31 protein-coding genes, 1 tRNA gene and 1 pseudogene (1 of these 33 only partly in view) are annotated in these 25,510 nt (G+C 44.8%); 21 read left to right on the forward strand and 12 right to left on the reverse strand.

The window, feature by feature from the left end:
* The 6 genes and pseudogenes from A3C46_03350 to A3C46_03375 all read left to right on the forward strand — a co-directional run.
* Window positions 1-208, forward strand: a pseudogene (locus A3C46_03350) (hypothetical protein) (it extends 1,325 nt beyond the left edge of the window).
* Between the two features lie 112 nt (window positions 209-320).
* On the forward strand, window positions 321-683 hold the full coding sequence (locus A3C46_03355) for a hypothetical protein (protein ID OGQ23162.1): 363 nt from the start codon (window positions 321-323) through the stop codon (window positions 681-683).
* 9 nt (window positions 684-692) lie between these two features.
* Complete coding sequence (locus A3C46_03360) at window positions 693-2,141, forward strand: hypothetical protein (GenBank protein ID OGQ23163.1); 1,449 nt, start codon at window positions 693-695, stop codon at window positions 2,139-2,141.
* Window positions 2,142-2,171: 30 nt separating this feature from the next.
* Window positions 2,172-3,029: a membrane protease subunit, stomatin/prohibitin gene (locus A3C46_03365; protein ID OGQ23164.1), complete on the forward strand. Its 858-nt coding sequence runs from the start codon at window positions 2,172-2,174 to the stop codon at window positions 3,027-3,029.
* A gap of 51 nt (window positions 3,030-3,080) precedes the next feature.
* On the forward strand, window positions 3,081-3,290 hold the full coding sequence (locus A3C46_03370) for an antitoxin (protein OGQ23165.1): 210 nt from the start codon (window positions 3,081-3,083) through the stop codon (window positions 3,288-3,290).
* The gene (locus A3C46_03375; protein OGQ23166.1) at window positions 3,287-3,640 is read left to right on the forward strand and encodes a ribonuclease; all 354 of its coding nucleotides are present in this window, start codon (window positions 3,287-3,289) and stop codon (window positions 3,638-3,640) included. The genes A3C46_03370 and A3C46_03375 overlap by 4 nt, the downstream gene beginning before the upstream one ends.
* Here A3C46_03375 and A3C46_03380 read toward each other — a convergent pair.
* The 3 genes from A3C46_03380 to A3C46_03390 form a co-directional block, all read right to left on the reverse strand.
* Window positions 3,637-4,104 (reverse strand): hypothetical protein, encoded by a 468-nt coding sequence (locus A3C46_03380; protein ID OGQ23167.1) that lies wholly within the window; start codon window positions 4,102-4,104, stop codon window positions 3,637-3,639. The two genes, A3C46_03375 and A3C46_03380, sit on opposite strands and share 4 nt — an antisense overlap.
* A 51-nt stretch (window positions 4,105-4,155) precedes the next feature.
* The gene (locus A3C46_03385) at window positions 4,156-5,298 is read right to left on the reverse strand and encodes a hypothetical protein (protein ID OGQ23168.1); all 1,143 of its coding nucleotides are present in this window, start codon (window positions 5,296-5,298) and stop codon (window positions 4,156-4,158) included.
* Window positions 5,299-5,477: 179 nt separating this feature from the next.
* Window positions 5,478-6,302 (reverse strand): methylisocitrate lyase, encoded by an 825-nt coding sequence (locus A3C46_03390; GenBank protein ID OGQ23169.1) that lies wholly within the window; start codon window positions 6,300-6,302, stop codon window positions 5,478-5,480.
* A 295-nt stretch (window positions 6,303-6,597) separates the two neighbouring features.
* Here A3C46_03390 and A3C46_03395 point away from each other — a divergent pair, with 295 nt between their 5' ends.
* Complete coding sequence (locus tag A3C46_03395; protein ID OGQ23170.1) at window positions 6,598-6,792, forward strand: hypothetical protein; 195 nt, start codon at window positions 6,598-6,600, stop codon at window positions 6,790-6,792.
* Between the two features lie 53 nt (window positions 6,793-6,845).
* On the forward strand, window positions 6,846-7,109 hold the full coding sequence (locus A3C46_03400) for a hypothetical protein (GenBank protein ID OGQ23258.1): 264 nt from the start codon (window positions 6,846-6,848) through the stop codon (window positions 7,107-7,109).
* 158 nt (window positions 7,110-7,267) lie between these two features.
* Here A3C46_03400 and A3C46_03405 read toward each other — a convergent pair whose 3' ends face one another.
* Window positions 7,268-8,239: a hypothetical protein gene (locus A3C46_03405; GenBank protein OGQ23171.1), complete on the reverse strand. Its 972-nt coding sequence runs from the start codon at window positions 8,237-8,239 to the stop codon at window positions 7,268-7,270.
* Between the two features lie 65 nt (window positions 8,240-8,304).
* On the opposite strand from A3C46_03405, the gene A3C46_03410 reads away from it, so the two are divergent.
* Window positions 8,305-9,057 carry a hypothetical protein gene (locus tag A3C46_03410; GenBank protein ID OGQ23172.1) on the forward strand — a complete coding sequence of 251 codons (753 nt, stop codon included), beginning with the start codon at window positions 8,305-8,307 and terminating at the stop codon, window positions 9,055-9,057.
* Here A3C46_03410 and A3C46_03415 read toward each other — a convergent pair.
* Both A3C46_03415 and A3C46_03420 read right to left on the reverse strand, forming a co-directional pair.
* Entirely contained in the window at window positions 9,023-9,958 is a 936-nt protein-coding gene (locus A3C46_03415; GenBank protein ID OGQ23173.1) for a hypothetical protein, read from the reverse strand. The genes A3C46_03410 and A3C46_03415 overlap by 35 nt on opposite strands.
* Window positions 9,942-10,691: a hypothetical protein gene (locus tag A3C46_03420; protein ID OGQ23174.1), complete on the reverse strand. Its 750-nt coding sequence runs from the start codon at window positions 10,689-10,691 to the stop codon at window positions 9,942-9,944. The genes A3C46_03415 and A3C46_03420 overlap by 17 nt, the downstream gene beginning before the upstream one ends.
* A gap of 53 nt (window positions 10,692-10,744) precedes the next feature.
* Here A3C46_03420 and A3C46_03425 point away from each other — a divergent pair, with 53 nt between their 5' ends.
* The 8 genes from A3C46_03425 to A3C46_03460 all read left to right on the forward strand — a co-directional run bounded on the left by A3C46_03425 (window position 10,745) and on the right by A3C46_03460 (window position 15,859).
* On the forward strand, window positions 10,745-12,061 hold the full coding sequence (locus A3C46_03425; protein OGQ23175.1) for a glutamate-1-semialdehyde-2,1-aminomutase: 1,317 nt from the start codon (window positions 10,745-10,747) through the stop codon (window positions 12,059-12,061).
* On the forward strand, window positions 12,048-12,296 hold the full coding sequence (locus A3C46_03430; protein OGQ23176.1) for a hypothetical protein: 249 nt from the start codon (window positions 12,048-12,050) through the stop codon (window positions 12,294-12,296). Before A3C46_03425 ends, A3C46_03430 begins: the two co-directional genes overlap by 14 nt.
* Window positions 12,274-12,633, forward strand: a complete 360-nt coding sequence (locus A3C46_03435; protein OGQ23177.1) for a hypothetical protein — start codon at window positions 12,274-12,276, stop codon at window positions 12,631-12,633. The genes A3C46_03430 and A3C46_03435 overlap by 23 nt, the downstream gene beginning before the upstream one ends.
* 57 nt (window positions 12,634-12,690) lie before the next feature.
* Window positions 12,691-13,350 carry an ATP synthase F0 subunit A gene (locus A3C46_03440; GenBank protein ID OGQ23259.1) on the forward strand — a complete coding sequence of 220 codons (660 nt, stop codon included), beginning with the start codon at window positions 12,691-12,693 and terminating at the stop codon, window positions 13,348-13,350.
* Window positions 13,351-13,547: 197 nt separating this feature from the next.
* Window positions 13,548-13,874 (forward strand): ATP synthase F0 subunit C, encoded by a 327-nt coding sequence (locus A3C46_03445; protein OGQ23178.1) that lies wholly within the window; start codon window positions 13,548-13,550, stop codon window positions 13,872-13,874.
* A 6-nt stretch (window positions 13,875-13,880) separates the two neighbouring features.
* Window positions 13,881-13,954: transfer RNA gene (locus A3C46_03450), tRNA-Arg, on the forward strand.
* Window positions 13,955-14,068: 114 nt separating this feature from the next.
* Window positions 14,069-14,527, forward strand: a complete 459-nt coding sequence (locus A3C46_03455; GenBank protein ID OGQ23179.1) for a hypothetical protein — start codon at window positions 14,069-14,071, stop codon at window positions 14,525-14,527.
* Window positions 14,528-14,722: 195 nt separating this feature from the next.
* Window positions 14,723-15,859, forward strand: coding sequence for a hypothetical protein (locus A3C46_03460; protein ID OGQ23180.1), 1,137 nt, complete (start codon window positions 14,723-14,725; stop codon window positions 15,857-15,859).
* 67 nt (window positions 15,860-15,926) lie between these two features.
* Here A3C46_03460 and A3C46_03465 read toward each other — a convergent pair whose 3' ends face one another.
* Window positions 15,927-16,622 carry a hypothetical protein gene (locus A3C46_03465; protein ID OGQ23181.1) on the reverse strand — a complete coding sequence of 232 codons (696 nt, stop codon included), beginning with the start codon at window positions 16,620-16,622 and terminating at the stop codon, window positions 15,927-15,929.
* A gap of 199 nt (window positions 16,623-16,821) precedes the next feature.
* Between A3C46_03465 and A3C46_03470 the strand changes: the two genes are divergently transcribed.
* The 4 genes from A3C46_03470 to A3C46_03485 all read left to right on the forward strand — a co-directional run bounded on the left by A3C46_03470 (window position 16,822) and on the right by A3C46_03485 (window position 22,686).
* Window positions 16,822-17,283, forward strand: coding sequence for a hypothetical protein (locus A3C46_03470; protein ID OGQ23182.1), 462 nt, complete (start codon window positions 16,822-16,824; stop codon window positions 17,281-17,283).
* Window positions 17,280-20,366 carry a hypothetical protein gene (locus tag A3C46_03475; protein OGQ23183.1) on the forward strand — a complete coding sequence of 1,029 codons (3,087 nt, stop codon included), beginning with the start codon at window positions 17,280-17,282 and terminating at the stop codon, window positions 20,364-20,366. Before A3C46_03470 ends, A3C46_03475 begins: the two co-directional genes overlap by 4 nt.
* Before the next feature lie 171 nt (window positions 20,367-20,537).
* Window positions 20,538-21,386 (forward strand): hypothetical protein, encoded by an 849-nt coding sequence (locus A3C46_03480; GenBank protein OGQ23184.1) that lies wholly within the window; start codon window positions 20,538-20,540, stop codon window positions 21,384-21,386.
* 13 nt (window positions 21,387-21,399) lie between these two features.
* Window positions 21,400-22,686, forward strand: coding sequence for a hypothetical protein (locus tag A3C46_03485; GenBank protein ID OGQ23185.1), 1,287 nt, complete (start codon window positions 21,400-21,402; stop codon window positions 22,684-22,686).
* Between the two features lie 6 nt (window positions 22,687-22,692).
* Here A3C46_03485 and A3C46_03490 read toward each other — a convergent pair whose 3' ends face one another.
* The 5 genes from A3C46_03490 to A3C46_03510 form a co-directional block, all read right to left on the reverse strand.
* Complete coding sequence (locus A3C46_03490; GenBank protein OGQ23186.1) at window positions 22,693-23,013, reverse strand: hypothetical protein; 321 nt, start codon at window positions 23,011-23,013, stop codon at window positions 22,693-22,695.
* Window positions 23,010-23,411 (reverse strand): nucleotidyltransferase, encoded by a 402-nt coding sequence (locus A3C46_03495; GenBank protein OGQ23260.1) that lies wholly within the window; start codon window positions 23,409-23,411, stop codon window positions 23,010-23,012. Before A3C46_03495 ends, A3C46_03490 begins: the two co-directional genes overlap by 4 nt.
* A 56-nt stretch (window positions 23,412-23,467) precedes the next feature.
* The gene (locus A3C46_03500; protein OGQ23187.1) at window positions 23,468-24,013 is read right to left on the reverse strand and encodes a hypothetical protein; all 546 of its coding nucleotides are present in this window, start codon (window positions 24,011-24,013) and stop codon (window positions 23,468-23,470) included.
* Between the two features lie 101 nt (window positions 24,014-24,114).
* Entirely contained in the window at window positions 24,115-24,615 is a 501-nt protein-coding gene (locus A3C46_03505) for a hypothetical protein (protein OGQ23188.1), read from the reverse strand.
* A 175-nt stretch (window positions 24,616-24,790) separates the two neighbouring features.
* Entirely contained in the window at window positions 24,791-25,414 is a 624-nt protein-coding gene (locus tag A3C46_03510; GenBank protein OGQ23189.1) for a hypothetical protein, read from the reverse strand.
* Between the last annotated feature and the right edge of the window lie 96 nt (window positions 25,415-25,510).

Here is a 25,510-nt window from a genome sequence, read left to right on the forward strand (position 1 = left end):
TAATTCAGCTCTCGTCTATGAACACGCTGTGCTCAAACCCTTCTCGGAACGTTTTTTGATGGAAGTTCCTCGCAATCATCCTTCGTTTATTGAAGCGATGCGTCTTGCTCGTTTTTTCAATCTTTTCATTCCCATCCTTCCGATCGAAGTCCCGCGAACATCGATCATACGTGAGTTTATTGGCGATAGCGCTTTTCGATACGGATAAAAAATTTCTCAAAAAAATAGCACGAGAAGAAACTTCAGCTCCTTTCTCAACCGATAATAACAGTGAGAGTGAAGTTCACATACACTGCTTGGGGAGAGATAAAGGAGCTCCTATGAGCAGAACAAGGATTCTCACCACCACGCTTCAAAAAGAGAAGATTCAAATCGAAGTCACGGAAATTCCTCGAAATAAAATCGAAACAACAAGTGAAGCAAATGTCTGGAACGGCGCTTATGACCTCTATTTATGCGCTGAAGAGAGTTGTTATCACGCAACTGTACCCAAAGGATCACTTTCTATGGCCAAACTCTTTCAAGCTTTTAGCGCTCAAGTAGAACAACGGCGTTCAGAAAAAATTACTTTCTATGATGAAGAGGGGAAAGCGTACCGACTTCTTCAAATGGATAATGGCGCAGAACTTTCGACCGAGAAAAAGCGCCAGCTTGAAGAACTTGAAGCCATGATGAAACGATAAAGGAATCTTATGTCAGTGCCCAAGCCAGGACCCATCAACAGCTTGGGGGGAGAAGCCACATCGGTTTCGGTAGAGAGTGACGCTCTTTTGATAAAAGAAAGAGCTTCGAAGGAAGAAGAGAGTTTTCCACCGACTGTGCAAGGAACGCTCACCTCTTCACTTTCAGCACGTGTCAGACGCTTTCGTGCTGAAGCAGCCTGGATGCTCCAACCTCTCCTTCGACTCGCAGAAACTTATTACGCACAAGCCACAAGTTATCGCGCCATGCTCGATCAAGGATATAACATGATCTATGGTCCCTCTGTCGATGTCGCTTCAGGAAGCAAAGAAAAACGAGAACAGTCCACACTCTGGAAACAAAATCGCATTCATACATGGCGCCCCGATATCGCCACTCTTTTCGGAAGTCTCACGGTTGCATCGACGCAGAACACCAAGAATCCCGGATTTTTCATTCTCAAACATGCTCCAGGATATGGAACACTAACAGGAAGCCTGGAATCGTGCATGAACTTTGCCGTCGATGCTCGAAGCAGCGATGAAATCCTACGTGACGTGACACCCTTTCGAGAGATGGTCGAGCGCTTTGGACCACGACACGTGGGGGTCATGGTTTCAGGTGTGGTCGTTCCCGAACTTCATCTCGAAGAGAGTTCAGGAGGACCGACTCCATTCGCTCTCTCCTCCCGTGGCATCGCATGGCTCCGAAAAGAACTTGGAGCGTACGGGAAAGAGGTCGTGGTGATTACGGATGACATGGGCGCTCCCGTATTTTTTCCTTATTATAAAAAGATGCTCGGGAAAAAATCGAATGAGTTTGTGTTTCAACAAGAGCGATGGCGCTATCTTCTCAAACAACTCACGAACGCGGATGTGGATATGATGGTGTATTTCGATGCGCCTCCCACGCAGCGCTTGCAAACCTACCTTGATATCGGACGTGAGCTGCTTGCTTCTGGTGAGATTACTCGAGAACAATTGGAAAAATCGGTCTTTCGCATTCTTGCGGTCAAACGACGCATGTATCCCTCTCATTCGCGATTACAAGACCTCCATCAAACGGTCAAAGCCATGAGGGTCGAAGAACTCTTAGCGCAAAAACTTGTTCTTGCGGGAGCTTGGGAGGGGAGTTCAACGCCCGAACGTCTTCGAGAAATCAAAGAGGCAACAGTCATGGGCCTTGGGGGGCTCAGTTTTGAAGGAACACAGGCCCTGATTCATCTGGTTCAGCCGATGATACTCAAGATGAGTGAAGAGGGAGTCATCCCCCCTTTTCTTGCAAACAATGCCTCACGAGAGCTCGAAGATCATCTTCATGGGGATGAACCGGGATACGTTTCAGAAAGTGTGGTCATCCGTGAATTCACCGCCATCATGGATCGTTATTTTCCAAATGCTTCACCCTCTTCTCTTCTTCACGAGATCTTTCTCGATATTGCCTCGTCACCTCCAAAATGAATTTCGGATTCTCCTTGCAGGACCAGAAGCATTCTCCTAAAGATCAGCTTCATCCATCTTCAAGGAGGAATTATGATGCCAGCAGGAATCAATCTTACACGGAAGCAAATTGGCTTTATCTCCATCGCGATCGCTCTTTTTATTCTCTTCACCAAAGCAGTGGTGGTCATTCCTGCAGGACATGTCGGTGTCATGACACTTTTCGGAAAAGTCTACGAACAGAGTCTGCGGGAAGGTATTAATGTCATTAACCCTCTCGTCAAAGTGCATAAAATGAGTATCCGCACAGAACAAATTACTGAGGATGCTACAGTCCCCTCGAAAGAAGGCTTAACGGTTGGTGTTGATTTCTCGGTTCTCTTTTCTCTCGATCCGGTCAAAGCGCCGGAAGTCTATCGTACCGTGGGACCAAACTACGTGAGCATCATTGTCACACCACAAATTCGTTCCGTCATTCGTGGGGTGACCGCAGAGTATGAAGCAAAAGCGCTCTATACTGCTGAGCGAGAAATCGTCACCGAAAAAATGTTCACGCAACTTCAACCGATGATTGAACAACGTGGTATCCGAATTGAAAAGGTTCTTATTCGTGCTGTGAAGCTCCCACCAATTCTTTCCACTGCAATTGAAAAAAAATTAGAAGCAGAACAGCAAGCGCAGCAGATGCAGTTTGTTTTGCAACGCGAAAGCCAAGAAGCAGAACGAAAACGAATTGAAGCCAAGGGTATCTCTGATTTCAATAGTATTGCATCACAAGGACTTTCAGAATCCATTTTAAAACTCCGCGGTATTGAAGCAACCCAAGCGCTTTCGAAAAGCGACAATACAAAGGTTGTTATTATTGGATCCGGGAAAGAAGGTCTGCCGATCATTTTAGGACAACAATAAAGAGAAAAATCTCTCCTTGACGATATGCATAAAATATGCATAATGATCTGCATGAGAACAACCCTCAATCTCGATCCGGAACTCATCGAAAAAGCCAAATCTTTAACAAGAATCCGCGAAAAAACAGCGCTTATCCACGCTGGCCTTGAAGCGCTTATCGCGAAACATGTGCGGGAACGTCTTATCTCTCTTGGTGGTAGCGAACCATTGCTTCGGCCTGTCAAACGTCGCCGACGTTCAAAACATCAAAGGACATCATGATCCTGGTTGATACGTCGGTGTGGATCAATCATTTTCGGCGTACCGACTCAAAACTAGTTTTTTTGCTTCAGAATGATGGAGTGCTCATTCATCCGTTGATCATTGGAGAAATTGCGTGTGGTCATCTCAAAAACCGTTCTGAAATTCTTGACCTTTTAATGCGACTTCCAAAAACCCTGATAGCCACTGATGAAGAAGTCTTAGCCTTTATTGAACATCAAAAACTTTTTGGAAAAGGACTTGGATTTATTGACATTCATCTCCTTGCTTCAGCCAAGATGACCAAAGTGAAACTTTGGACGTTCGATCAGCTCCTTCATAAATACGCGGAAGAATTTGCATCGATCTAATTTGATTTTACTAACCGTATCCTTTGACGAAGGCCGTAATCAAAGGGACGTAAAATCGGAATGTCGATCATGAGAAGACGCTGCATCACTGGATCTCCGCGAAACTCCGACTTGATCTCCTGAGCGTATTCAAAACTCATGAGCACTTCTTCGATGCAGTAATCAATATATTCATGTTCATCTTCATCGCTCTGTCCACACTTCTCAGCTCGTTCAAGAAGAAGGGTTGCAAGGGTGGCACAAAAATGCGCTTCGCGTTCGCGTTGAAGTTTTAAAAAATGATCGGTTAAAAGCCGGCCAATAATGGTTCGGAGATCACCGATAATGTCACGAAGCACAACGATCGATTTTCCAAAACCTCTTTCCACTAAATAAAATTCAAACATCTCGAGAAGATTTTTGACTTCGTCTTCGGTCGAGAGAAGAGAGCTATCGAGAACCACTTTTTGGAGTTTCCCTGACACGGCGCCAGTATAACACGAAGTGCTTTCCGTATGAGAAACATTTTTACCAGTTTATTTTCGTTTGTCGATGGAGACATACGGCTGAAGTTCAGGACCTTCATAGATCGATTTTGGTCGAATGAGCCGATTCTTATCGAGCTGCTCAATAATATGAGCGGTCCAACCGCTCATACGCGCAATGGCAAAAATCGGAGTATACAAAGGAATCGGAATTTCCATTTGATAGTAAATCCAAGCCGATGGCAAATCGACATTCGGATAAATTTTCTTTTCACGCACCATGACCTCTTCCATGGTTTGCGCCATGTCATACCATTTCATTTCTTTCTTTGACGTCGCATAAATCTTTCCGAGTTCTTTTAATGTGGGAACGCGGCTATCCCCTGTTTTATAAACGCGATGTCCAAATCCCATGAGCTTTTCTTTTTTTACAATCGCCTCCAAAATATATTTTTCCGCTTTTTTGGGATCGCCAATTTTCAACATCACTTCCATCGCTTTTTCATTGGCTCCGCCATGCAGCGAACCTTTGAGCGTTCCAATGCCTGCCACAACCGCACAATACATATCTGCAAGCGTTGATGCTGTCACACGACACGCAAACGTCGAAGCATTAAAACCGTGTTCTGCATAGAGAATGAGAGAAGCATTAAAAACTTTTTCTGTTTCAGGTGTTGGAATTTCGCCATGTAACATCCAAAGAAAATTTGCGGCATAGGAAAGATTTGGATCGGAAGAAATGGGTTCTTTTCCATTTTGAATTCTCCATCCTGCTGCAACGATTGCTGGCGTAAATCCCATAAGTCGTGTTGCTTTTCGGATATTCGCATCGTGTGAAAGATCATCGAGATCCGGATCACTTCCTGATAAAAATGAAATGCCCGTGCGAAGTCCATCCATGGGATGTTTTGTTTTGGGAAGTAAACCGAGCATATCAATCAGTTCACGATGAAGATGCATGTGTACTTTGATTCGCGCTTTAAAATCATTCAGTTCTTTTTTTTTGGGAAGATGACCGACAATTAAAAGATATGCCACTTCTTCAAAAGAAGCTTTCTTCGCGAGCTCTGTCGCATCATAACCACGCAGTGTTAAGACCTGTTTTTCAGGATCAACGCGTGAAATGCTGCTCACGCCTGCAATGACTCCCTCGAGTCCGGGACTATAGTTAGGATATTCTTTCTTTTCTGGCATTTCTTACTCCTTTTCAAAACCGCGCGAGGGTAAGGCTTTCGCAGGGTATCTCGAGGCAAATTTTATCAGCCGGGATATCATAAATAAAATTTCCGAGAGCTAAGCAAACGCTGTGGGACGACCCACAGCGGAGCGGCCCGAGAAAGCTTACCCGAAGCAGGTTTTGAACATGTAATACCTTATGGATTATATTTCAAGAGTTTATACAGCTCTTGTCGTGTCTGCATCTTTTCTAATATCCCTTTTTGCGTCCCTTTTTGCTTCAGCTCGACAAGAGCCTGCTGCATGGACTTGGCAGCGACCCGAAAAAGGGTCATGGGGAAAATAACCATGTTCATACCAAGCGCTTCAAATTTTTTAATCGACAGATACGGGGTTTTTCCAAACTCAGTCATATTTGCCAGGAGAGGAATTTTTATGGCTTGGCGAAATGCAGCAAATTCTTTTTCACTCGTCAGAGCTTCCGTAAAAATCGCATCTGCTCCTGCATCTTCATAGAGTTTCGCTCTTTTGAGAGCCGCATCAAAGCCTTCAACAGCCGCGGCATCAGTCCTTGCGATCACCAGAAAATTTTTATCTTTTTTCGTTGTGATCGCTTTCTCAATTTTTTTCCCCATCTCTTTCGCAGAAATAAGCTTTTTTCCTTCAAGATGACCACAACGTTTGTCGGTTTGCTGATCTTCAAGATGAATACCGGCAACACCACTTGCCTCAAATGTTTTGATCGTTGCTGAAATATTTTCAAATCCTGTATCCGCATCGGAAATGCCGGGGATGGAAACAGTCTGATCAATACGGCGTGCATGCTCGGCCGCTTCTGGAAGCGTCGGAATGCCGATGTCCGGGACACCGAACACAGCGTTCGCAAGGCCCGCACCTGAAATGTAATAGGCCGAAAATCCTGCTTGTTCGATGAGTAAAGCGGAGTAAGCGTTAAAGGCCCCGGGCATGATCACGAGACCTTTGTGAAGCAACTTTCGAAATTGAGACGTTTTAGTGTTCATTTTTCTTCTTTTAGCGTGACAGGATCTGAACGCAAGCAAAAGTAACCGATGGGGGTAGTCAGGGGGAGAGCTAGGATCTCCCCCTGACTTTAGCGAGTCGCGGATTCACTCCGCGCGAGCGAAAAGTGGAGCGAATATGTACAGAATGTTAAAAAACGCTCCACTTTTGAAACAGCGGTTCGCACTCCTCTTCAAATAACTTACCGAAAAATCAGGCTCTTGCACATTTGGCATGTTGGCACGCGATTTGCTTTTCTCCATTTCACAAGAAGCATCACACAGAAAGGAGTTTGAGATGTCAGAACAAAACATGAAAGACGTTTTTCAAGTTTTAGATGGTCAAGGAAAAGAGGGAAAAGCAAAATGGATTCGTATTGGAGCAGCATTTGTCAATCGCGATGGCTCGCTCAATGCCTTTCTCGATGCATTTCCCCGAGACGGAAAAATTCACATTCGTGATCGCAAACCAACTCAAAAGGAGGAGTCATGAGGTACAACGTAAAACGATGTTTCATTATCAGTACAGTTTTTCTGTTTGTCGGAATTGCAACATTTGCACAGGGAGCACAAAACAAAAGTCTTACAGGGCAAATTAATGTGAATACTGCATCTCTCGAGCAACTGATGCAACTCCCCGGCATCGGTCAAGCAAAGGCTGAAGCCATTACAAAAGGAAGACCCTACAGCCAGGCTTCTGATCTTCTCAATGTCAAAGGCATTGGAGAAAAACTTTTAAGCCAACTCAAACCGTTTGTAGTTGTGACCGGAAATACAACGCTCGCAACATCTTCCACTCCTACTCCGTAAACCCTGGCGCAGCAAGGACGGGGGAATGCATCCTCCTCCTTGTAAGAGCATTTCACGGTGACGAGCAAAAGCTCGTCACCTGATGCTCGTTTTCTTTCTCCTTACTTGTGAGGAAAAAGAAGAACTGGTCACAAATTGTGACCGGTTCAACGTGTTGATTAATCCGATCGGTTCACAGCATAATCAGCAACAGCAACAAGAGCTTCGCGCTCAATGGAGGGTTTAAAAAGAGCCAAATGGGATTTGGCTTTTTCGGCATATTGTCTGGCAAGATCAAAAGTAGCTTCGAGTGCATTATATTTTTTGAGAATAGAAAGGACGAGCGCGAATTGAGTATCAGAGAGATGATCCGAAATGAGGGCTTCTCGAATAATATTGGATTCCGTAGCATCGGTCTGTGTGAGCGCAACGATCAACGGATACGTGAGTTTTCCTTCACGCAAATCTCCACCAGCTTTTTTGCCAAACGTTCCTTCATCAGAATCATAATCAAGAGCATCATCCGCAAGCTGAAATGCGATGCCCAAATCCACACCGTAACCTCGAAGAGCAGACGAAAATTGTTCGGAGACATCAGCCGCGATCGCTGCTCCTTCAGAACAACTCGCAAAAAGAGCGGCTGTTTTATGGCGTACGATTTTTAAATATTCTTCATGGCTCATCGTCAGATCGTGATGACGACCGATCTCTAACAGTTCACCTTCCGTAAGCGCGGAAATAGAACGAACCACAAGTTCTAAAAGTTTTTGATGTCCATAAAAAACCAGAAGCGATGTTGCTTTCGTCCAGAGAAAATCTCCCACCAACACGCTGACTTGGTTTCCCCACTTCGCTTTCGTGGAAGGTTTTCCACGACGAAGAAGAGCGTCATCGACCACATCATCATGAAGAAGACTTGCGGTATGCAAAATTTCAAATGAAGCTGCGAGTCGGGGTCTCGCTTCATCATTAAAACCGACGAGTCGCGAACAGAGTAAAAAGAGCGCTGGGCGAAGACGTTTGCCACCGTTTTGAATCACATACTGTGACACATCCGTGATGATCGGAAGTTCAGAGCGAAGATGAGTTTTTAAGACCTCTTCCACCGCCACAAGTTCATTCTTAATCGAAATGTAGAGCGTTTCAAGCATGGGGGGTTTCGTGCCGCACCATCGTCTCCTTGTCAATCAGCAAAAGGAATGTTATTTCAAACACAATGAAAGCATGTCTTGTGGTCCACGGCCTCACCGGAACACCAGCAACTGTTGCGAGTCTCTCTGTAAAACTTGCTGCACATGGTTTTAACGTGGTGACGCCGCGGCTTGCTGGACATGACACTCTTAAAAACCTCGAAAGAGTTACGTGGCAAGAATGGTATCAATCTGTTCTCGATGCCTATCAGAGCCTTCGACAAGAAACCGATCAGATCTCTTATGCAGGTATTTCTCTTGGTGCGCTTCTTGGTCTTCATCTTGCCGCAAACGAAGGGAAAGAACTCCGAGCTTTAGCTTTACTCTCAACCCCTTTCCATCTCAATTTTTTGAACACATTTCTTATTTATTTGGTCCGTTATACACCTTTGAGATTTTTGATCACATCAGTGGCAAAGGATCCCCTACGAAGTGTTGCAGATCCTGAAGGACGAAAGTTTTATATGGAACATTCACTGAAACGTATACCTGCTCATGCAACCTATGAACTTATCGATCTTCAACGAAAAATACGGGAAGAACTTCCACATATTAAAAATCCTCTCCTTCTGGTGCATGCTGATCATGACCAAGTCTCTCCTTCTTCAAATGTTCGCATCATCAAAAAATTATGTGGTTCACAGCATATTGAAATCGCTCGTTTCCCACGATCACACCACGTCATGACACTCGACTTTGAAAAAGAATTGGCGGCAAATGCTACTTTAGAATTTTTTAACCGATTTACTTCGGCAATCCATGTCCCCACAACGCGATAAGCGGCGAAAGATCTGCTGTCATCTGAAATGTCGTCCCTTCTGAAAAAAGAACAGTAGAATTGAGCACAGAAGTAATGGATGGATTGTCTTGATGTTGAAGAAGAAGGAGTGATTTAAAACCGGAAAGGAAAAGTTTTAACGCCTCTACTTCTTCGAAGCTGCTACAAGGAACTTCGGCTTGCAATTGTTTTCCATCATTGGAAAAAAATCGTGCTTCATGCAGCGAAGCAAATTGATGAGGAAGAATTTTTTGGAGTCGCGGCACAAAAAGAATGCGACCAAAAAGAAACGCATTTCCTTTTTGTTGAAAAAGAGACTTCTTCGGGATATCAGAAAAAAGTTTTAAGATAACATCGTGCGATCCAATAGCCCAGTGGGCTCGATCCAGAAAAGCAAATGCGAGAGGCGCTTCAGATTCCTTTTCAAAATAAATTTCTGCTTTTCCGACGTCATGTTTTTCAAGAGTAATTCCTTCGGCAGTTGCTGCTTCTTCAATCATTTTTTTCAACTGATCCGGATCAAAAGCTCCTTGCATGACGACCGCTGCTTGCGGTTTATCCGCTTCATCATAATGCGCAATGACTGCAAGCATGCCAATATCCGTCGATTCCAAAAAAGGTTGAACAACACCGTTTGCAAAACTATCTCGACGCATCACATCGCTCAGAAGCGCAGAAAGAAAGGTGTCTGCTCGAATGAGATTTAAATCTAAGACCGTAACCAGAGCAGTATGATCTGGAATCCAGCGATGTAAACGCTTCAGTTTTTTTTCAGTCGACTGATGAACCAGCTCAGAACCATCTTTGAGATAATCACGGGCATTACGAAACACGAGCAGCGTCGCACCAAGCAGAAAAATGGCGAGAAGAATTCGGACAAAAATCTTACGTTGGTTTTGCATAAATCCATGCCTCCACAAAATGAGTCAGAACTTCTCGCGCTTTTTTGGCACTATACATGAGTTCGGGAAGTTTGAAGATCTGTTTTGGATCTGCAGCTAAAAACTTCAGAAATGGGAGTGGTTTTGGTCGGCCCGCACTGTCAAGCGTCCCCTCAACTGCAGGCAATTCACATTCAAGAGGATCAAAAACAGAACGGACAACACAGGCAGGAATGTCATATTGAAGCGTTAACTGGAGAAGAGAAAAACTTTCCATATCGACCGCAATGGCGCTCTCCGAAGTTCCAAGAAAAGCTTTTTCGTGTTGACGGCGAACCACGTGAGGACTGGTCACAATTTTTCCTTGTCGATAGCGAAAACGATGTTCTTCACAAAGCGACACAGCTTTTTTTACCTGCAACGCATCGAGAACGATCTCTTCTCCTTTTGGAAGAACACTGATGGTGTCAGCAATCACCAAATCCCCAACATTCAGTTCTGGATCGGTTGCCCCGCAAAAGCCGATTCCAAGAAGAAATCCGGGATGATAACGTTCAAAAAACATCGGAAGCGCTTTTTCGACTCGATGAGATCCCACACCACTTCGCACTAAAACCACATCATGTTCACCCATCCGTCCTTCAATGAATTGGCACGACTCGTCATCGTGAGAAATTTCAATTTGCATCTTCTCCCGAAGCGATCGAATCTCCTCTTCAAGTGCGCCCACAATGGCAAAGGCAACTTTCTGCATGCAGTCCTTGTAGAGGTCTCCGGCTGAAGAGTCAATGAGGCTTGCAAACTCTTATGGGCTATGAACGTATCTTCACTATTATGCAGCACACAAAATCAAAACAAGCCTATGAACATGCGAAGCGTTTTTTCCCAGGTGGCGTGAACTCTCCTGTTCGCGCTTTTGGATCTGTCGGTGGCACGCCCCCTTTTATTCTCAAAGCACAAGGTTCGCATCTTTGGGATATCGATGGAAATGAATATATCGATTACGTGGGATCGTGGGGTCCTGCGATTTTAGGACACGCGCATCCCAATGTCAGCGCCGTGCTCACGCATGCAGTGACAACAGGAACGAGTTTCGGTGCGCCAACGCTTCTGGAAACAGAACTTGCCGAACTGATCACACAAGCGCTCCCTTCGATGGAGATGCTTCGTTTTGTCAACTCTGGAACCGAAGCGACGATGAGCGCCCTTCGACTTGCGCGCGGTGTCACAAAACGAAAGAAGATTTTGAAATTCGAAGGATGCTATCACGGTCACGCGGATAGTTTGCTCGTGAAAGCGGGCTCTGGAGCTGCAACTTATGGTGAGTCGACATCCGCTGGTGTGCCGGATATGCTCGCTCATGAAACGATTGTCTGCAGTTATAATGATCTCGAACGCGTCACAACCATCATGACGGAGATGGGAAATGAAATTGCCGCGATCATTGTTGAACCTGTGGTCGGAAATATGGGCTGCGTTCTTCCAGCATCGGGATTTCTAAAAGGGCTGCGCGATCTCACGACGAAACACGGCACGCTTCTTATCTTCGATGAAGTCATGACCGGTTTTCGTGTGGGGTTCACGGGAGCGCAAGGAAAATATGGGATCACTCCTGATCTGACGTGCCTTGGCAAAATTATCGGAGGCGGACTTCCTGTGGGTGCTTATGGGGGGAAGCGTCAATTCATGGAACAGATAGCCCCGCTAGGGGCTGTCTATCAAGCAGGGACACTTTCGGGAAATCCACTTGCCATGAGTGCTGGCATTGAAACGTTAAAACTTTTGTCGCATCCAGAAACCTATACAACACTTGAAGAGAAAACAGTGAAGCTGACTTCTGAAATCAGCCGTGTCCTGACACAAGCTGACATTGCACATCAGATCAGTCAGTGTGGATCGATGTGGACCCTCTTTTTTACAAAAAATCCTGTGATTGATTTTGATTCCGCATCAAAGGGAAACAATGATCGCTTCAAACGTTTTTTTCATGCCATGCTTGATGAAGGCATTTATCTTCCTCCTTCACCTTATGAAGCAGCGTTTATGTCGCTTGCTCATACGCAAAGTGATATTGAGAAAACATTAGAAGCTGTACAAAAGTGGATTTCGCATGAATCAAAATAGAAATTCGACTTATGTCGCCTTTGGCATTTACGGAGCTGTCGGTTTTCAGCTTGCAGCTTCTGTGATTGTTGGACTTCTGGGTGGAGCATGGATCGATAAAAAAATCGGCTCCTCTCCATGGCTCGCCGTCCTCGGACTCACTCTCGGTTTTGTCGGAGGGCTTTGGAATATGATCCGCATTCTTAATTGGCATAAGCAAAAGAAGGATTCAGATGACAGTTCTCAAACCTCTTGAACAAAGATCCCTCCTCTTTGCCCTGATCGCTATCATTATATGTGCTCTCAGCGGTGGAACGCCTTCGGCGCTTTCAGCTTTAGCTGGCAGTAGTCTCATGTTGATGAGCCTCCTTTTCTGGCGCTATGCGATTACGCAGTTTTTATCTGGCCAAAACTCCTCAAAAATCCTCGTTTTTTTCCTTTCTCTCTTAAAAATGGCCGGAATGACATGGGCTATCTGGTATCTCATCATAAAAATCTCGATTGAACCCCTTGCTTTTTTAATTGGCTTATCCTCTATAGTGGCCTCCCTTTTCTTCAGCATGTTCCAATCACAAGGAACAAAGGAGTCGTAAACCGTGTTTAATTTGTTTCTTTGGCTCGGCACCCATCTCGGAATTTCTCACACCTGGATGGAACATCATCTCCATCAAGTGACGGCTACATTTGTCACGAGCGTCATCGCTCTTTTGAGTTTCATTGCCTGGCAACGTCTGCGGCATCCTGAAAAGTGTCTCGTTCCTCAAAAGAAACTGACTCTTTCAGGACTTTTTGAGTTTATGGTTGCATCACTCCTGAAACTGATGCGCGATGTGATGGGAGAGCGAGCTGATCGCTATTTCCCACTGATCGGATCTCTCTTTATCTATCTCCTTTTCTCAAATCTTTTGGGACTTATTCCGGGATTTTTGCCACCAACGGAAAATGTAAATACCAATCTCGCATGTGCCTTGGTAGTTTTTGTTTATTACAATGTGGTTGGCATTAAAGAGCAGGGAATTAAAAATTACATTAAGCATATGGCTGGCCCGATCATCTGGTTAGCGCCTTTGATGCTGGCGATTGAAATTATTAGCCATCTCGTACGACCGGCGTCACTTTCAATTCGTCTGTTTGGAAATATTACTGGAGATCATCTCGTTTTAGAAATCTTTAGTAATCTCGTGCCGCTGGTTGTCCCCATCATTTTTATGCTGCTTGGAATTTTTGTCTCGTTTATTCAGGCCTTTGTCTTTACGCTTTTGTCGATGGTCTATATTGCACTGGCAACTGAGCATGAGGCACATCATTAATAAGAGGATTACCAAAACTGATTCACATTTTCTCTCGGGGTACAGACGCTGCGGTTACGCTCCTCGCGTCTTCTGTTTCCATCGGCGCGATCTTTTAAATTTGCATCGACGCGCCTCAGTCAAAGGCCCCCTGCGAAAAAATCTTCACCAGTTTTGGTAAAGATAACAATTAAAACTTACTTACAAGGAGGAGAAGGATGAAACGAATGTTCACGTGGTTAGGGGGAGTTGTGGTATCGATGTTTGCATCAAGTGCAGCTTTTGCTGAAGAAGCAGCAGCTCAAGCAAGCAGCGGAAACATGGGATCAGCATTGGCAATTGCTGCTGGATTTGGCATCGGCATTGCTGCTTTCGGTGGCGCGCTGGGACAAGGCAAAGCAGCAGCAAGCGCCCTTGAAGGCATTGCTCGTAATCCAGATGCTGCTGGAAAAATCCAGACACCGATGATTATCGCATTGGCACTGATCGAATCACTCGTCATCTACGCTCTCGTCATTGCATTCTTATTGATGAACAAAATTTAGTTCAGTGCGCTCGTAGCTCAGTGGATGAGAGCATCTGACTACGGATCAGAAGGTCGCAGGTTCGAATCCTGCCGAGCGCGCAGAAAATTTGGCGCAGACAAATTTTCCCCGACGAACGAAGAACGTCAACGAATAACGGCGCCAAATTTCGTTTTTCGCTCACGTAATTCGTTCTTCAAGAAGAGAAAGTTCCTTTGTTATACAAAGCAACACTCATTGAGTTTACTCAGGCCTTCAAGGGCAGAAGAACATGGCTGCACGCAGATGTGGATGAGTCGGTTTCCCACTATCCCGGTGATCATGATTCAGATGCCATACACGTGGGAGTTTTTTTCAAACAAACCCTGTTCGTAGGAATCGGCTCATTATTGCCGGATTCCAATCATAAGCTCGTACGTCCAGGTGCTTGGCGTGTGCGTGGCATGGCGATAGCGCCGGAACATAGGGGGCACGGAGCTGGCGCTGTTTTGATGCAGCATCTGCTTGCCATAGCGAAGCAGAAAGGTAGGAGCGGATTGTGGCTAACCGGTCGCGAAGATTCCACCGGGTTTTACAAAAAATTTGGTTTTGAGACACAAGGCAAACCGGTTTCGCATGTTGTTGGCAAACTTTTTTTTATGCAAATGTCTTTATCGACAAAAACGTCCGAATGATCATAAAAAATCAGGCCGCCAGCTTGGCCATTTCAGCACACACCGCTCTAAAATCGTCGCCGAGCACGCAATCTTTATATCGAAATCCCAAAGCTCACCTTAAATTTCTCTTGCGACTTCCAATAAAATATGAGTAAATTTCGCTCTATCACAAAAAACTCATGTGTTTTTTACGATAAGGATTAAAAAATACATATGGAAAGATATATTAAACAAGGTGTTTTCAAGGATTTAAACAGAAAAATGGTTTTTGTCGGTGGTCCACGGCAAGTGGGAAAAACAACCTTTGCAAAGAACCTCTTAGAAACCTGGCCAGATCAACTCTCTTCAACCGTGCAACGTTATTATAGTTGGGATGATGATCGTGATCGCGAATTTTTGCTCGCTAAACAGCTCCCTTTTTCTCCTGGTCCAGTCATCCTCGATGAACTGCACAAATATCAAAGATGGCGTTGGCTTCTCAAAGCACTGTATGACAAGCGGGGAAATGAGTTGCAGATTTTAGTGACGGGGAGTGCAAAGCTTGATTATTACCGACGAGGGGGCGATTCTCTTCAGGGACGATATCATTATTACCGCCTCCATCCCCTTTCGCTCAAAGAACTCTCTTCGCAAACAACATCATCGCTTCGCGATCTGTTGATGTATGGCGGATTTCCCGAACCTTTCTTTTCAGCTTCAGAAACAGAAACGAGACGTTGGAGCCGAGAATACCGGTCTCGTGTCCTGCGCGAAGAGCTTCGAGACCTTGAAAAAGTGAATGATATTTCGCTGATCGAACGGATGGCGATACGCTTGCCGACGCTTGTTGGAAATCCTCTTTCACTCAATGCTCTGAGAGAGGATTTGCAAGTGTCGCATCAAACCGTCGTACGCTGGATGAATATGCTCGAACGACTCTACAGTATTTTTCGCATTTATCCCTTCGGAGCTCCCCATATTCGCGCCGTAAAAAAAGAAGCAAAACACTACCACTTTGATTGGGCACAAATTCCGGAAACAGGATTTCGTTTTGAAAATATGATCGCCTGTCACCTTTTGAAATGGTGCCATTTTTTTGAAGATACCGAAGGATGGGACATGGATCTTCGATATTTTCGAGATACGGATAAACGAGAAGTCGATTTTGTAGTGCTCAAAGAACGAACACCGATCCTTTTTGTGGAGTGTAAAATATCTTTTCAGGAAGCAAGCGGTCATTTGAAGTATCTCTCCAGAAAGTTTCCCGGTGTCGAGGCTGTGCAGATTCACTTCGACGGGGACGAAGATATCAAAACGGATGAGGGTATTCGACTTTGTCCAGCAGCAACATTTTTGAAGCGCTTTGTTTGATCCTGCTTGAAGCAAATATGGCGTGGCAATCCTGCCGTGCGCGCAAAGAAATTTTAAGTATTAAAACTCATCTGTCTTGTTGCGTTTTTTTCAAACACCTTTTTCGCCAACCATCCCCGTGAGAAAAACCAAAAACTTCTGCTCCAAGACAGAGGTCGCGTTGCATGCGGGTGTCATAGGTGTCGGAAGAATCAAGAAACAATCGAATTTCGTCTGCAGTGACTTTTCCGTCATTCTTGCCTTTTTGCGCTTCAGCATTTGCGTCGTTTGGTCGCTTTGCCTTGTCAATTCTTGTGAGGTAATCAACTTTTATAGGGAGTTTGGAACGATATGATACGAGGCCGTTAAGGGCAGCAATGATGTCGTCTCTTATATCAAATTTGTTTTGGGCAGTGATACCTCTGGAAAGCCTGTCCACTTCACGAACTTTACCGATCATGTGGAGAACGATTTTTAGAGGAGGAGAAAATTCATCGTTGAATTGAAATGCTTCATCGAGCGAAAGCTTTCGATCTCCATCTCCAAAGAATGATTCATACGTACGAAGCGCTGAAAAAGTTCCCGCTGGTGCGGAGGGAAATTTTTGTTGAAATGTTTCAGCATTTTTCAGGCTTATCCCCTCAACGCCTGTGTACTGCGTAAGGTCACTTCTAGAAAGATAGCCATCTGATTGGCCGGGACGTCTTTTCCCATTTACTCCATCAGGTGCTTTATCAAGCACATCAAGCATCGATGCAAACTGTCGGATAACGATATCAACCATTGGGTTTCCTCCATGCATTCTCGAATCATAATCGACCCTCTCTTAAAATAGTTGCTCCTTTTATCTTCTCGAGAAGACTGATTTCAAAAAGATTCCAACAAGTTAGATGAAAAAAAGATTTTTAAAATGATTCTTGAAGAGAGAACGAATCTGCATCATATTCTGCGCAACTTCTTGGACGCAATCACGATAAACGGATATGGCTGATAAAGTTCAAAATACAGTCATCATCGCAACAACCCTTCCTCCTCGTCAGGAACCAATATCAATCGAGGTTCCCAATGCCTTTACAGGAGAGCTCCAACAACAACCAACTCCTGAACAATGTCTTCAAATTTGTCAAAATGCTCTGGCGCAAATAAAAAAATTACGACTTCCAAATACTCCACCAGGGAAACTTCTCTCGCTTCCAGCTTTTGAAGCTTTGAGTTTTCCCGAGATACCAGTCGTACTAACGCCAGAGGATTTTTATGAATGCTTGCGCGGTCACCCCCAATTTACTCAGATCAATACATCTACTCAGGCCAATGTAGCAGATACTTCAGCACAGATTTGCTTTGGAATCAGTAAGGTACCCGAACCTCGGGAACCTGATCTCTTCCCTTTGAAAGATTTGCCCATAAGAGAAGTGCATCCGGAAAGAAAAAAAGAGGGAAAATGATTTCACACTTGTTTCAAAAACTGAGTCTTTATTTTTTCCTCCTCTTCTCCATCTCATGCGGATCAGGATTGATGTTTGACGAGGAACAAAATCCTGAAGTAGTTGAAGATATCTCTTCTGCAGCTGACGAACCTGTCTCCATGACGGCAAAAGACATGATTCCCTCAACGGAGGCAGATTTCTCCCTCAACACGGTCATCGGCATTGAAACCTCCAATCGTTTTTTGGCGGTTGCCCTCAAGCTTGAGGCAACGGATCAAGATTTTAGAGAAATCCAGACAAGCGTCCCTGAGTGTCGTGTGGGAGGCATGGTTCCTCTGGCAAAAATATTTCAGCTCGATTGCCAGTCGATCGTAGGCAACTTTGAGCAACTGAAAACAATACGCGATCGACTTGCGTCTCATCCAAAAATTTTAGCTGCAGCATTTGATTCAAGGGTTCATGGGAACTCTCTTCCTCCACATCCTCCAACGGTCTACCGAAACTGGAAAGATCCAAGTGGCCCAACATGGGGGCTTCGGGCCATCGGTGCTCCGCAAGCTTGGAGTCTCAATAATCAACTCAAAAAATTGAACCGCCCTCTGACGGAAGTCATGGTCATCGATATCGGCTTTTATCCTCATCCCGATCTTCTTCATCTTACTTCCATCGGAACTTCTGTTACGGAAACGTGTCCCCATCCTGCCGGCGCATCAGGTCTCGATAGGTGCGAGCATGGAACACTTGTCAGTGGGATCATTGGAGCGAATTGGGAGAACAAAAAAGATGTGGTGGGAGTCAGTCCTTTTGTCAACGTGCAGGCAGCGGACATAAGTTTGTTTGATGATCCAAATGCTTCAATAGGAGATTTTAGTGCTCCAAGCTTTCTTGACGTGGCCTCTGCAATTTCTGTTATTCATATCCTTCCATCCCGCCCTCGGATTGTAAATATGTCCATCAGCGATTTTCCCGATTGGAATACTTCCTGTTTTACCGTTCCAGGTTCTTCTCGCAAAGCTCGCTGTGACCCGCGCTTCATCAATCGCGTTCAGGATGGTGATGCCTGTGATCCGCATCTGGTGGAACAGGAGATACAAAGTAAGGCAAACATATTTGCACAAGTTATTGATCAATTGAACTTTAACTCTCCCAAAACTTTTTTTGTGGTTTCAGCTGGAAACGAATCGGGAATCGACTTTGCGCCAACCGAAATTTACTGTTCCGCTCAATGCGTCTCGGGAGGATCATGCCTCAAAAAAGGACTTGGCAATTTTCCTGCGGATTTGAATTCCTCCTTTACGAATGCCTTAATTCATCTTCCTGCAGGACAACATGGAATCGTGGTGGAGGCGCTTCAACCACTACGAAATCGATCTGCCTACAGTAATGTTGATAGCGGCGGTGTCTTTGCTCCAGCTGATGAAATCGCAAGCCTTGGGAAGAGTGGCAATACTTTCACTACTGTCATTCGTCCCTATGGCGGAACGTCGAGCGCCGCTCCTCACGTCAGTGGAGCAGCTGCCTTTTTGCTCGCAATTGAACCTGAGTTAAAGAATCAGGATATCAAGATTCTTTTAAAACAAAATATTGGAGGATTTTCCTGCGCCACAGCTCTTTCTCAAGCTGGAACATCGACCGCCACCATGGTCAATCTCTTCAAAGCTTCGCACTGCATTGATCTTCTTCTTCGTTTTCAAAATCCTACCGGCCGTCTCAGTGTTGGAGAGATGTATGCAGATGTCAGCGATGGAAGTGCTGATGGAAATGAAATCATTCCTCTTGATGACAACAGCTCTCCCATTTCCAACCGTTATCATGTTCCGACCTGGGGTGATGATGTCATTTCCATTCGCGACTTTCGTGTCTTGCGTGATCATCTTCTGCTTCATGAAGATGTTTCTTATCAATCTTCTGCGCAGGTTGTTGCCGCTCTTGCCGCCCAGAGCGATCGCCTTGATCTGAATGAAGATCTTGAAATCATCGATCTCACTTTTAATCCCGATGGAGAAAACTACTCACGCGCTGATTTTAATGGAGACGGGAAAATCAGCAGTTCAGCAACAACCTCTTTTGCGGGAAATCAACTCACTGATCTCGATGTTTTTCTTTTAAGTTACCGAAAAAATAGGGGCTATCAAAACGATCTTCCGTCATGGCCACCTGATGCTCTTGCGGGACTTTTGAAATCAGCAGATATCTGGATACGTCCGGATAGAGGTGTTGGAGATCTTGAAATCGAAATACAAGGAGATAGGGGAGTGATAGAGCCTGCTGATGTAAGTCCGCTCCGAGGAATTCGCATTCCATCGGGAACAACTGAGGCTGTTCTCACCACTCCAAGGCTTCTGAATCCAAAACTGCTTGTCACACAAGATTGTGATGATGTCCCGCGTCAAACAACGTATGAAATAGCACTGAATGATCTTGCACCTGGAGAAGACAGAGTCGTTCCGATTCCCACAAAAAACTGCAGCCGCTGGACGAGAAGGCGTGATGCCCCGAGCGGTAATCCGCGGTCTGTGGCCGTCGATTACAACGGCGGTGCTCAGACCATCAACATGGAAGAGCATCAATTCTTCCCCCCTTCCGGTTCATTTCCTGCCTTTGATGTTCTTTGGGACACCGACATCGATTGCGCTGCCAATACCTATACGAAAGTTGAATATGTCAATGGTCGGCCGAATAATCGACACTTTTTTTCGAACTACAGTCCCGGATGTCCCGTGCCTGATCTCCCCGGACTTCAGAGGGCCAATACCTTTAACGTTCACATAAGCTGCGACGGAGGATTTCAGAATAATCTCACTTTCACTCAGGATGACGGACAAAGCTATTCGTATACTTTGCCCAATGGGGTAAGCGAAACCTATCAGTGCATCGGGTGCCAACAACCCGACCTCTCACAAGCCTGTCACTGCGATCCCTCGCTTGCTGTGGGAAGTCTTGATCCATCCTTTATTAGCTGTCCCACATGCACGAACTGCATCCCGGAATTTCCTCGGCACCGGTGCACCTTCCAGAAGACCGTCGGTATACGAGCACTCGAACCGATCTGGTCCTTTTATAAGGAATTGTGGGCAGTCAGCTGTACTCCGCTTCCTTAAAGAATCATTGTTCTTTCCCATGTGCTGTCCGAAGGAAACGATTTCCTACAGACATTTTGTCTGCGATTACTCTTAATTTTACAGACATGTCGTCTGTATTTTTATGTTATTTACAGACACTTTGTCCGTAAAATACTTGCGCTTGTTTTCAAAGAGCGTAGAGAAATAGTCATGATTCCAGGAACACTTTTTCAATATACCGATCCTCGAGAAATTCTCGTTCAGATTTTTCAGGATAAAAAAGAGCGAAACCCAGCTTACTCGATTCGCGCATGGGCTCGTCAGCTCGGATTCAAAACGCCTTCCTATCTTTCTGATGTTCTACGAGGTAAAACTCCACTCAAACCGGAACTTGCCCTCAAAATTGCACGAATACTTGATGTCCCTGAAGACGAACGCCGCTATTTTGAAACACTTGTCTTTCATGCAAGTGCTTCAAGTGATGGTGAACGTGAATTCTACGAAGCGACACTGAAAAAATATCGACCAGATGAACAAATTAAAGAATTCAGCAATGACTTTTTCGATCGCGCAAAAAGTTGGGTTTATTGGCTTACCGATGAAATGATCTTTCTTAAAGATTTTCGAGAAAACTACGCATATCTTGCAAAGCGCATCGGCGATGATGTGACACCCCAGATGGTGGAAATTGCCATGAAGGAAGAAGAAGAAATTGGACTTCTTCAACGCAACAACAAAGGGGAAATCATTCGTAAGGAACGTTATTGGGTTCCCCTTCGAGATACCGTACGCAAACAAAATATCTATCACGAAAAAGTAAGACGAAAATTTGCTGAGCGCGCAGTAGATGCTTGTACATCGCAGCCTCCTGAAGAAACTTTTTTTCTTTCGAGTGCGCGACCGATTCGAAAAAAAGATATCCCAAAAATAAAAGAATTTTTGATGCAGATGATTCGTGATTTGACACAAGAATTTCAGCCAAAACAGGGAGATGCAGATGAAGTCTTTGCCGTAGATGTTTCATTCTTTCGTTTAACGCTTGGCGAACCAGAAAAATAAAAAGGGAGGAATGATGAAACGACATATAACTCTTCCAAACGCAATCGCACTGGCGGTGAGCCTCGTCGTGGGGACCGGTATTGTGAGTCTCATGGGACTCGCGCTTGAAGTAGGTGGACCACACGGTTCCATCTTTGGATGGCTCGTTGCTGCCCTTGTGATTACCCCTTTTCTTGTCATCTTCAGCCATTTAAGCGGGCGTTCCCAAAATAAAAATGGGCTCTCCGATTGTGCTGCTGAAGCACTCGGTGAAAAAGTTGGTCGAGGTTTTCACCTTCTTCTTCTCGTTCTCATCTTCATTCTTCTTCCTGTTATTGCGTTGATCGGTGCAACATATCTTCAGGAAGCTCTTGGGCTCACTGAAACGTGGCGTTCATTTCTTGCGATCGCGCTTCTCTTTGCTGCCACACTGATCAATCTTTTAGGAGCGTGCAAAGCGAGTCTTCTCAATAAACTTTCGGTTACCATTCTCCTTCTCATGCTCCTTTCATTGATCCTCTATTACCACAACTATGCCGTTCTTGGGATTCAGGCGCTCATTTATCCAGAAGAAAACAGTGTGCCCATTGATTTGAGTCATGTCTGGAAAGTAGCAGCCCTTGTGATCTTTGCCTTTTTGGGTTGGGAAAATGTCATGCTTGCCGCACCGGAAATGAAGAATCCACAGAGAACGATACCACTCACCTTTGCAGGGAGTTTTGTCATCGTCGCTCTCCTCTATCTTCTTCTTGCACTTATCATGCTCGGAGCATCGATTGCAGGTCTGAAGACAACAGGACTGGCTGGTATGGCGATCCTTTTCAAAGGAATGCCAGGAGGGTTCATTCTTTCAGCAAGCATTGGGTTCATCAGTCTCGCGAATGCTTCATCATGGATGTATGGCTTAAGCCGCACAATACAAACGTCGAGCCAAAAAGGAGAACTTCCTGTTGCGCTAAGCGAAGTTTCACGAACAGGGGTTCCGTGCTTTGCGCTTCTCACGATTTACTTCATCTGTTCTTTGATGCTCTTCGCTTGTTATTCCGCAAAATGTTCAATCTCAAATCTTTTTCTCATCGTTGTTCAGTTTGAACTCGTCATTTATGGAATCAGTATTTTGACCTTTGTAAAACTTTTCAAAGGATGGAAGGTTTGGGTGACATCAGCGTTTGCAAGCATTGCGATGATCTTCCTCGTCTCAGGATTCAGTCTTGCCATGATTGCACCGATAAGTGTTGTTCTGCTTGGTGCATTTCAGCCCTGGAGAAAAGGAGAAAGAGCAACAAAACTCACTCGTCATGTCAAAGAATGTTCTTCATGATGTTCTTCATGATTCCGAAGGTTGGCGCTGATACAATATCTGTCCAACTTCTTCTATATGTTTGCGAAACTCGGGACGTTCGATGGTGACAGCATCGACAACATCAAAGTGATAAGGAAGAGGCAACTCCTGATTCAAAATCGTGCTGACGCGGGTCGTGCATACAAGCGAACCATCTCCATAAAGAGCAAGATCAACATCCGATCCGGGCTTAAAATTGCCAATCGCCCGGGAACCAAAAATACGTACCTCACGGACTTCAGGAAACTCTGCAAACGTCTTTCGCAACATTTCCAGATGCGACGGTTTAAGCCCCCATGGCGTCATGACGTCATCTTCTGCCGAAAGTAGCCCACCAGTTGCGATAACGCTGGCGCATAGCCCTTTCGAATAATGGTTAACGCCCGCTCTGCAGCAGCTTCATCATAGGTATGAGCCATCTGATTTCGCTTTTCGAGCATATCCATCCAGATATCGCCATCAACAATGAGTTGATAGTGAAACGCCTCTTTCATAACCTCGCGAGGAAACTGGACGGTAACATTTTGACTCTCCAGATAGTCCTTGAGAGTCTTCCATGCCAGTTCAAAGGTAAACTCAAAACTCTGAATGATCCCCTGTTTCTCGACGTCATTGGGAGTGATGATTGCAAGCCCTTTTTCAAGCTGAGCAAATGCATGTTGCAAATTGGTAAAGCGTTGTTGCCAGCGTATTTTTTTATTCATCGTTTCTTTCACTTTTCATATTCTATCTCTTTATTCAACGATTCTTTATTGAGCCCTCAATTGCTGATCTTGCCATGATTGCTTCTGCCTTCAAGTATCTCCTCTAATGCATACAATGTTTTCTGAGGAATACGGTCGAGGGGGTAATAGTGCTGAATGACGTCGAGCGCTTGCTGATAAGAATCGATATTCAGATATCGTAATAAAAAACGGACATCCTCGATATCGTAAAACTCTTCTCCAATACGCATCGCTAAACATTTCATGGCGAGAAGATATTCTGGCTTTGCTGTATAAACCCGAAGATGACTGAGCTCAAGATAAGGGGCATATTTTCCTTTATCAGATAAGTATCCTTTTACGGCATCGTTCAACCAGTTCCCATCAAGATTCATCTGATGTGCGACACGGAGAGCAGCTTGACGCATTTTTGCTGCAGGTTCAAAAAAACCATCAATGTCTTTTGTGGACGAACGAACTTTAAACACGAGACACATCACAGCGCCACCTACAAGATAAAGCTCACCTTGTTGATCGTCGCGTTTGAGTTCTTCATTTAAACGCTCAAATAATTTTTCTATGTCGTGTGAAGAGAGCGCCATCTCTAGATCCTCCCAAAAATCAGATGTCATTCCCGCGAAGGCGGGAATCTACTTGTTTATCAGCTTTTCTGGATCCCCGCTTTCGCGAGGATGACATTCATCTAGATCCTTTCTCCAATCGTGGCATCTATAAAAATATTTCGTCGTCGAAAAGGCACAGGACTATGTGCGAGAAGATAGAGCTGTAAATTTTTGAATGAACTTCCAAAATAAGGTTGTGGAAGTGGTGCAATTTCTTGAGTCCATGTTGGGACTTGAATTCCCTTCTGATGTGCGGCCACTTCGACCATTGCCACAACATAGTTTTGTTCAAGTTCTGACAATGAAGATAATTTCGGTTTGAAAAAAACTGCTTGCTCGAACTCCATCGCAGAAAGATTCTTTAAAAAATCGTGCAGTTCAGCATATGCCATTTTCTGCTCTGACAACTTCGCAAGTTGCTCCACAAGATGTTCAAATTTTTCTTGAAGTGGAGGAAAGAGACGAAGAAAAATCCACTCCGACATTCCAAGGCCTGCCTTTTGCGCTGCTGTCTGAATTTTTTTCTTGATCGATAATGAAATACGGATTTGAAGATATTCCGATTTTGCGTTCTTTTTCATGAGGTTACACTAACACCAATATCCATTGGTGTCAATACACATGTAGTGACAATAACAATCTCTCAAACAACTCCAAGTTCAAATCCTGCCAAGCGCGCAAAAAGAGAAGGAGAAAGTTCTTCCAAGCTGGTTCCCAAGTTGCGCTGTATGGCGCGGCGGCATGTTACATGCATCATTATTTTGGTGATGGTTCAACAGTTGTCGTTGTTGGGCTTCTCTCTACAGTATTTGTTGAGGGACCTCGTGCTGCTCTAAAACAACAGTGAGCTTCTGTTCCGTAAGCTAAAGGAGGTCGAGAGGTATATTCACCCTTCGTAATCACAACACTTTTTTGATGCTCTGAATAATCAAGACTACACGGACCTTGAACCGTCGGAGCAAAAGCAGCATTTCCCTTTTTTGCCCATACACAGCTATAGGCAACATCTGGTGCGGAGGCATTTCCTTGACAAACATTTTTCTTGTCATTGCCAACATACGCTTTGAAACCGGTGACACAAAGAGAATCGGACATCTTTTTTAACGCATCAGCATCTAACACTTTTCTGAGATCCCCCTCTTTGGTGGTCGAGGTTGTTGTATTTGATGTTGTCGTGGTCACTGGTATCTCTTTTTTCGCGGGACGAACAGCCGGCGCTGTTGACCTGGTTTGAGTGGTCGTCTGCTCAATCGTTGTTGTTTTCTTATTATTGTAAGTATCGGCCGCATGTGAAAGAGGACCACTGAACAAAACCCCTAAAGATAGGCCCACAACAACAAGTTGCACTTTATTCCACCTGAATATATTTTTTTGTGTCATTTTATTTCTCCCTTTTTGTTGACGTTTATCTCTCTTCGTCTCGAAGACCAGTGTAGAAGAATGACCTCTCATAACCAGCGGGGGAGATGGGATTTA

It is taken from the genome of Deltaproteobacteria bacterium RIFCSPHIGHO2_02_FULL_44_16, assembly GCA_001798185.1.
In the GTDB taxonomy this organism is placed as follows: domain Bacteria; phylum UBA10199; class UBA10199; order 2-02-FULL-44-16; family 2-02-FULL-44-16; genus 2-02-FULL-44-16.

What these genes read in the sequence shown, in the direction of transcription:
- A3C46_03505 (OGQ23188.1), bottom strand. Translation starts at nt 24,615, where the DNA reads ATGAAAAAGAACGCAAAATCGGAATATCTTCAAATCCGTATTTCATTA.
- A3C46_03445 (OGQ23178.1), top strand. Translation starts at nt 13,548, where the DNA reads ATGAAACGAATGTTCACGTGGTTAGGGGGAGTTGTGGTATCGATGTTT.
- A3C46_03435 (OGQ23177.1), top strand. Translation starts at nt 12,274, where the DNA reads ATGACAGTTCTCAAACCTCTTGAACAAAGATCCCTCCTCTTTGCCCTG.
- A3C46_03510 (OGQ23189.1), bottom strand. Translation starts at nt 25,414, where the DNA reads ATGACACAAAAAAATATATTCAGGTGGAATAAAGTGCAACTTGTTGTT.
- A3C46_03410 (OGQ23172.1), top strand. Translation starts at nt 8,305, where the DNA reads ATGAAAGCATGTCTTGTGGTCCACGGCCTCACCGGAACACCAGCAACT.
- A3C46_03395 (OGQ23170.1), top strand. Translation starts at nt 6,598, where the DNA reads ATGTCAGAACAAAACATGAAAGACGTTTTTCAAGTTTTAGATGGTCAA.
- A3C46_03475 (OGQ23183.1), top strand. Translation starts at nt 17,280, where the DNA reads ATGATTTCACACTTGTTTCAAAAACTGAGTCTTTATTTTTTCCTCCTC.
- A3C46_03430 (OGQ23176.1), top strand. Translation starts at nt 12,048, where the DNA reads ATGAATCAAAATAGAAATTCGACTTATGTCGCCTTTGGCATTTACGGA.
- A3C46_03465 (OGQ23181.1), bottom strand. Translation starts at nt 16,622, where the DNA reads ATGGTTGATATCGTTATCCGACAGTTTGCATCGATGCTTGATGTGCTT.
- A3C46_03500 (OGQ23187.1), bottom strand. Translation starts at nt 24,013, where the DNA reads ATGGCGCTCTCTTCACACGACATAGAAAAATTATTTGAGCGTTTAAAT.
- A3C46_03355 (OGQ23162.1), top strand. Translation starts at nt 321, where the DNA reads ATGAGCAGAACAAGGATTCTCACCACCACGCTTCAAAAAGAGAAGATT.
- A3C46_03370 (OGQ23165.1), top strand. Translation starts at nt 3,081, where the DNA reads ATGAGAACAACCCTCAATCTCGATCCGGAACTCATCGAAAAAGCCAAA.
- A3C46_03480 (OGQ23184.1), top strand. Translation starts at nt 20,538, where the DNA reads ATGATTCCAGGAACACTTTTTCAATATACCGATCCTCGAGAAATTCTC.
- A3C46_03440 (OGQ23259.1), top strand. Translation starts at nt 12,691, where the DNA reads ATGGAACATCATCTCCATCAAGTGACGGCTACATTTGTCACGAGCGTC.
- A3C46_03460 (OGQ23180.1), top strand. Translation starts at nt 14,723, where the DNA reads ATGGAAAGATATATTAAACAAGGTGTTTTCAAGGATTTAAACAGAAAA.
- A3C46_03495 (OGQ23260.1), bottom strand. Translation starts at nt 23,411, where the DNA reads ATGAATAAAAAAATACGCTGGCAACAACGCTTTACCAATTTGCAACAT.
- A3C46_03375 (OGQ23166.1), top strand. Translation starts at nt 3,287, where the DNA reads ATGATCCTGGTTGATACGTCGGTGTGGATCAATCATTTTCGGCGTACC.
- A3C46_03390 (OGQ23169.1), bottom strand. Translation starts at nt 6,302, where the DNA reads ATGAACACTAAAACGTCTCAATTTCGAAAGTTGCTTCACAAAGGTCTC.
- A3C46_03385 (OGQ23168.1), bottom strand. Translation starts at nt 5,298, where the DNA reads ATGCCAGAAAAGAAAGAATATCCTAACTATAGTCCCGGACTCGAGGGA.
- A3C46_03415 (OGQ23173.1), bottom strand. Translation starts at nt 9,958, where the DNA reads ATGCAAAACCAACGTAAGATTTTTGTCCGAATTCTTCTCGCCATTTTT.
- A3C46_03470 (OGQ23182.1), top strand. Translation starts at nt 16,822, where the DNA reads ATGGCTGATAAAGTTCAAAATACAGTCATCATCGCAACAACCCTTCCT.
- A3C46_03485 (OGQ23185.1), top strand. Translation starts at nt 21,400, where the DNA reads ATGAAACGACATATAACTCTTCCAAACGCAATCGCACTGGCGGTGAGC.
- A3C46_03360 (OGQ23163.1), top strand. Translation starts at nt 693, where the DNA reads ATGTCAGTGCCCAAGCCAGGACCCATCAACAGCTTGGGGGGAGAAGCC.
- A3C46_03490 (OGQ23186.1), bottom strand. Translation starts at nt 23,013, where the DNA reads ATGACGCCATGGGGGCTTAAACCGTCGCATCTGGAAATGTTGCGAAAG.
- A3C46_03420 (OGQ23174.1), bottom strand. Translation starts at nt 10,691, where the DNA reads ATGCAGAAAGTTGCCTTTGCCATTGTGGGCGCACTTGAAGAGGAGATT.
- A3C46_03405 (OGQ23171.1), bottom strand. Translation starts at nt 8,239, where the DNA reads ATGCTTGAAACGCTCTACATTTCGATTAAGAATGAACTTGTGGCGGTG.
- A3C46_03425 (OGQ23175.1), top strand. Translation starts at nt 10,745, where the DNA reads ATGGGCTATGAACGTATCTTCACTATTATGCAGCACACAAAATCAAAA.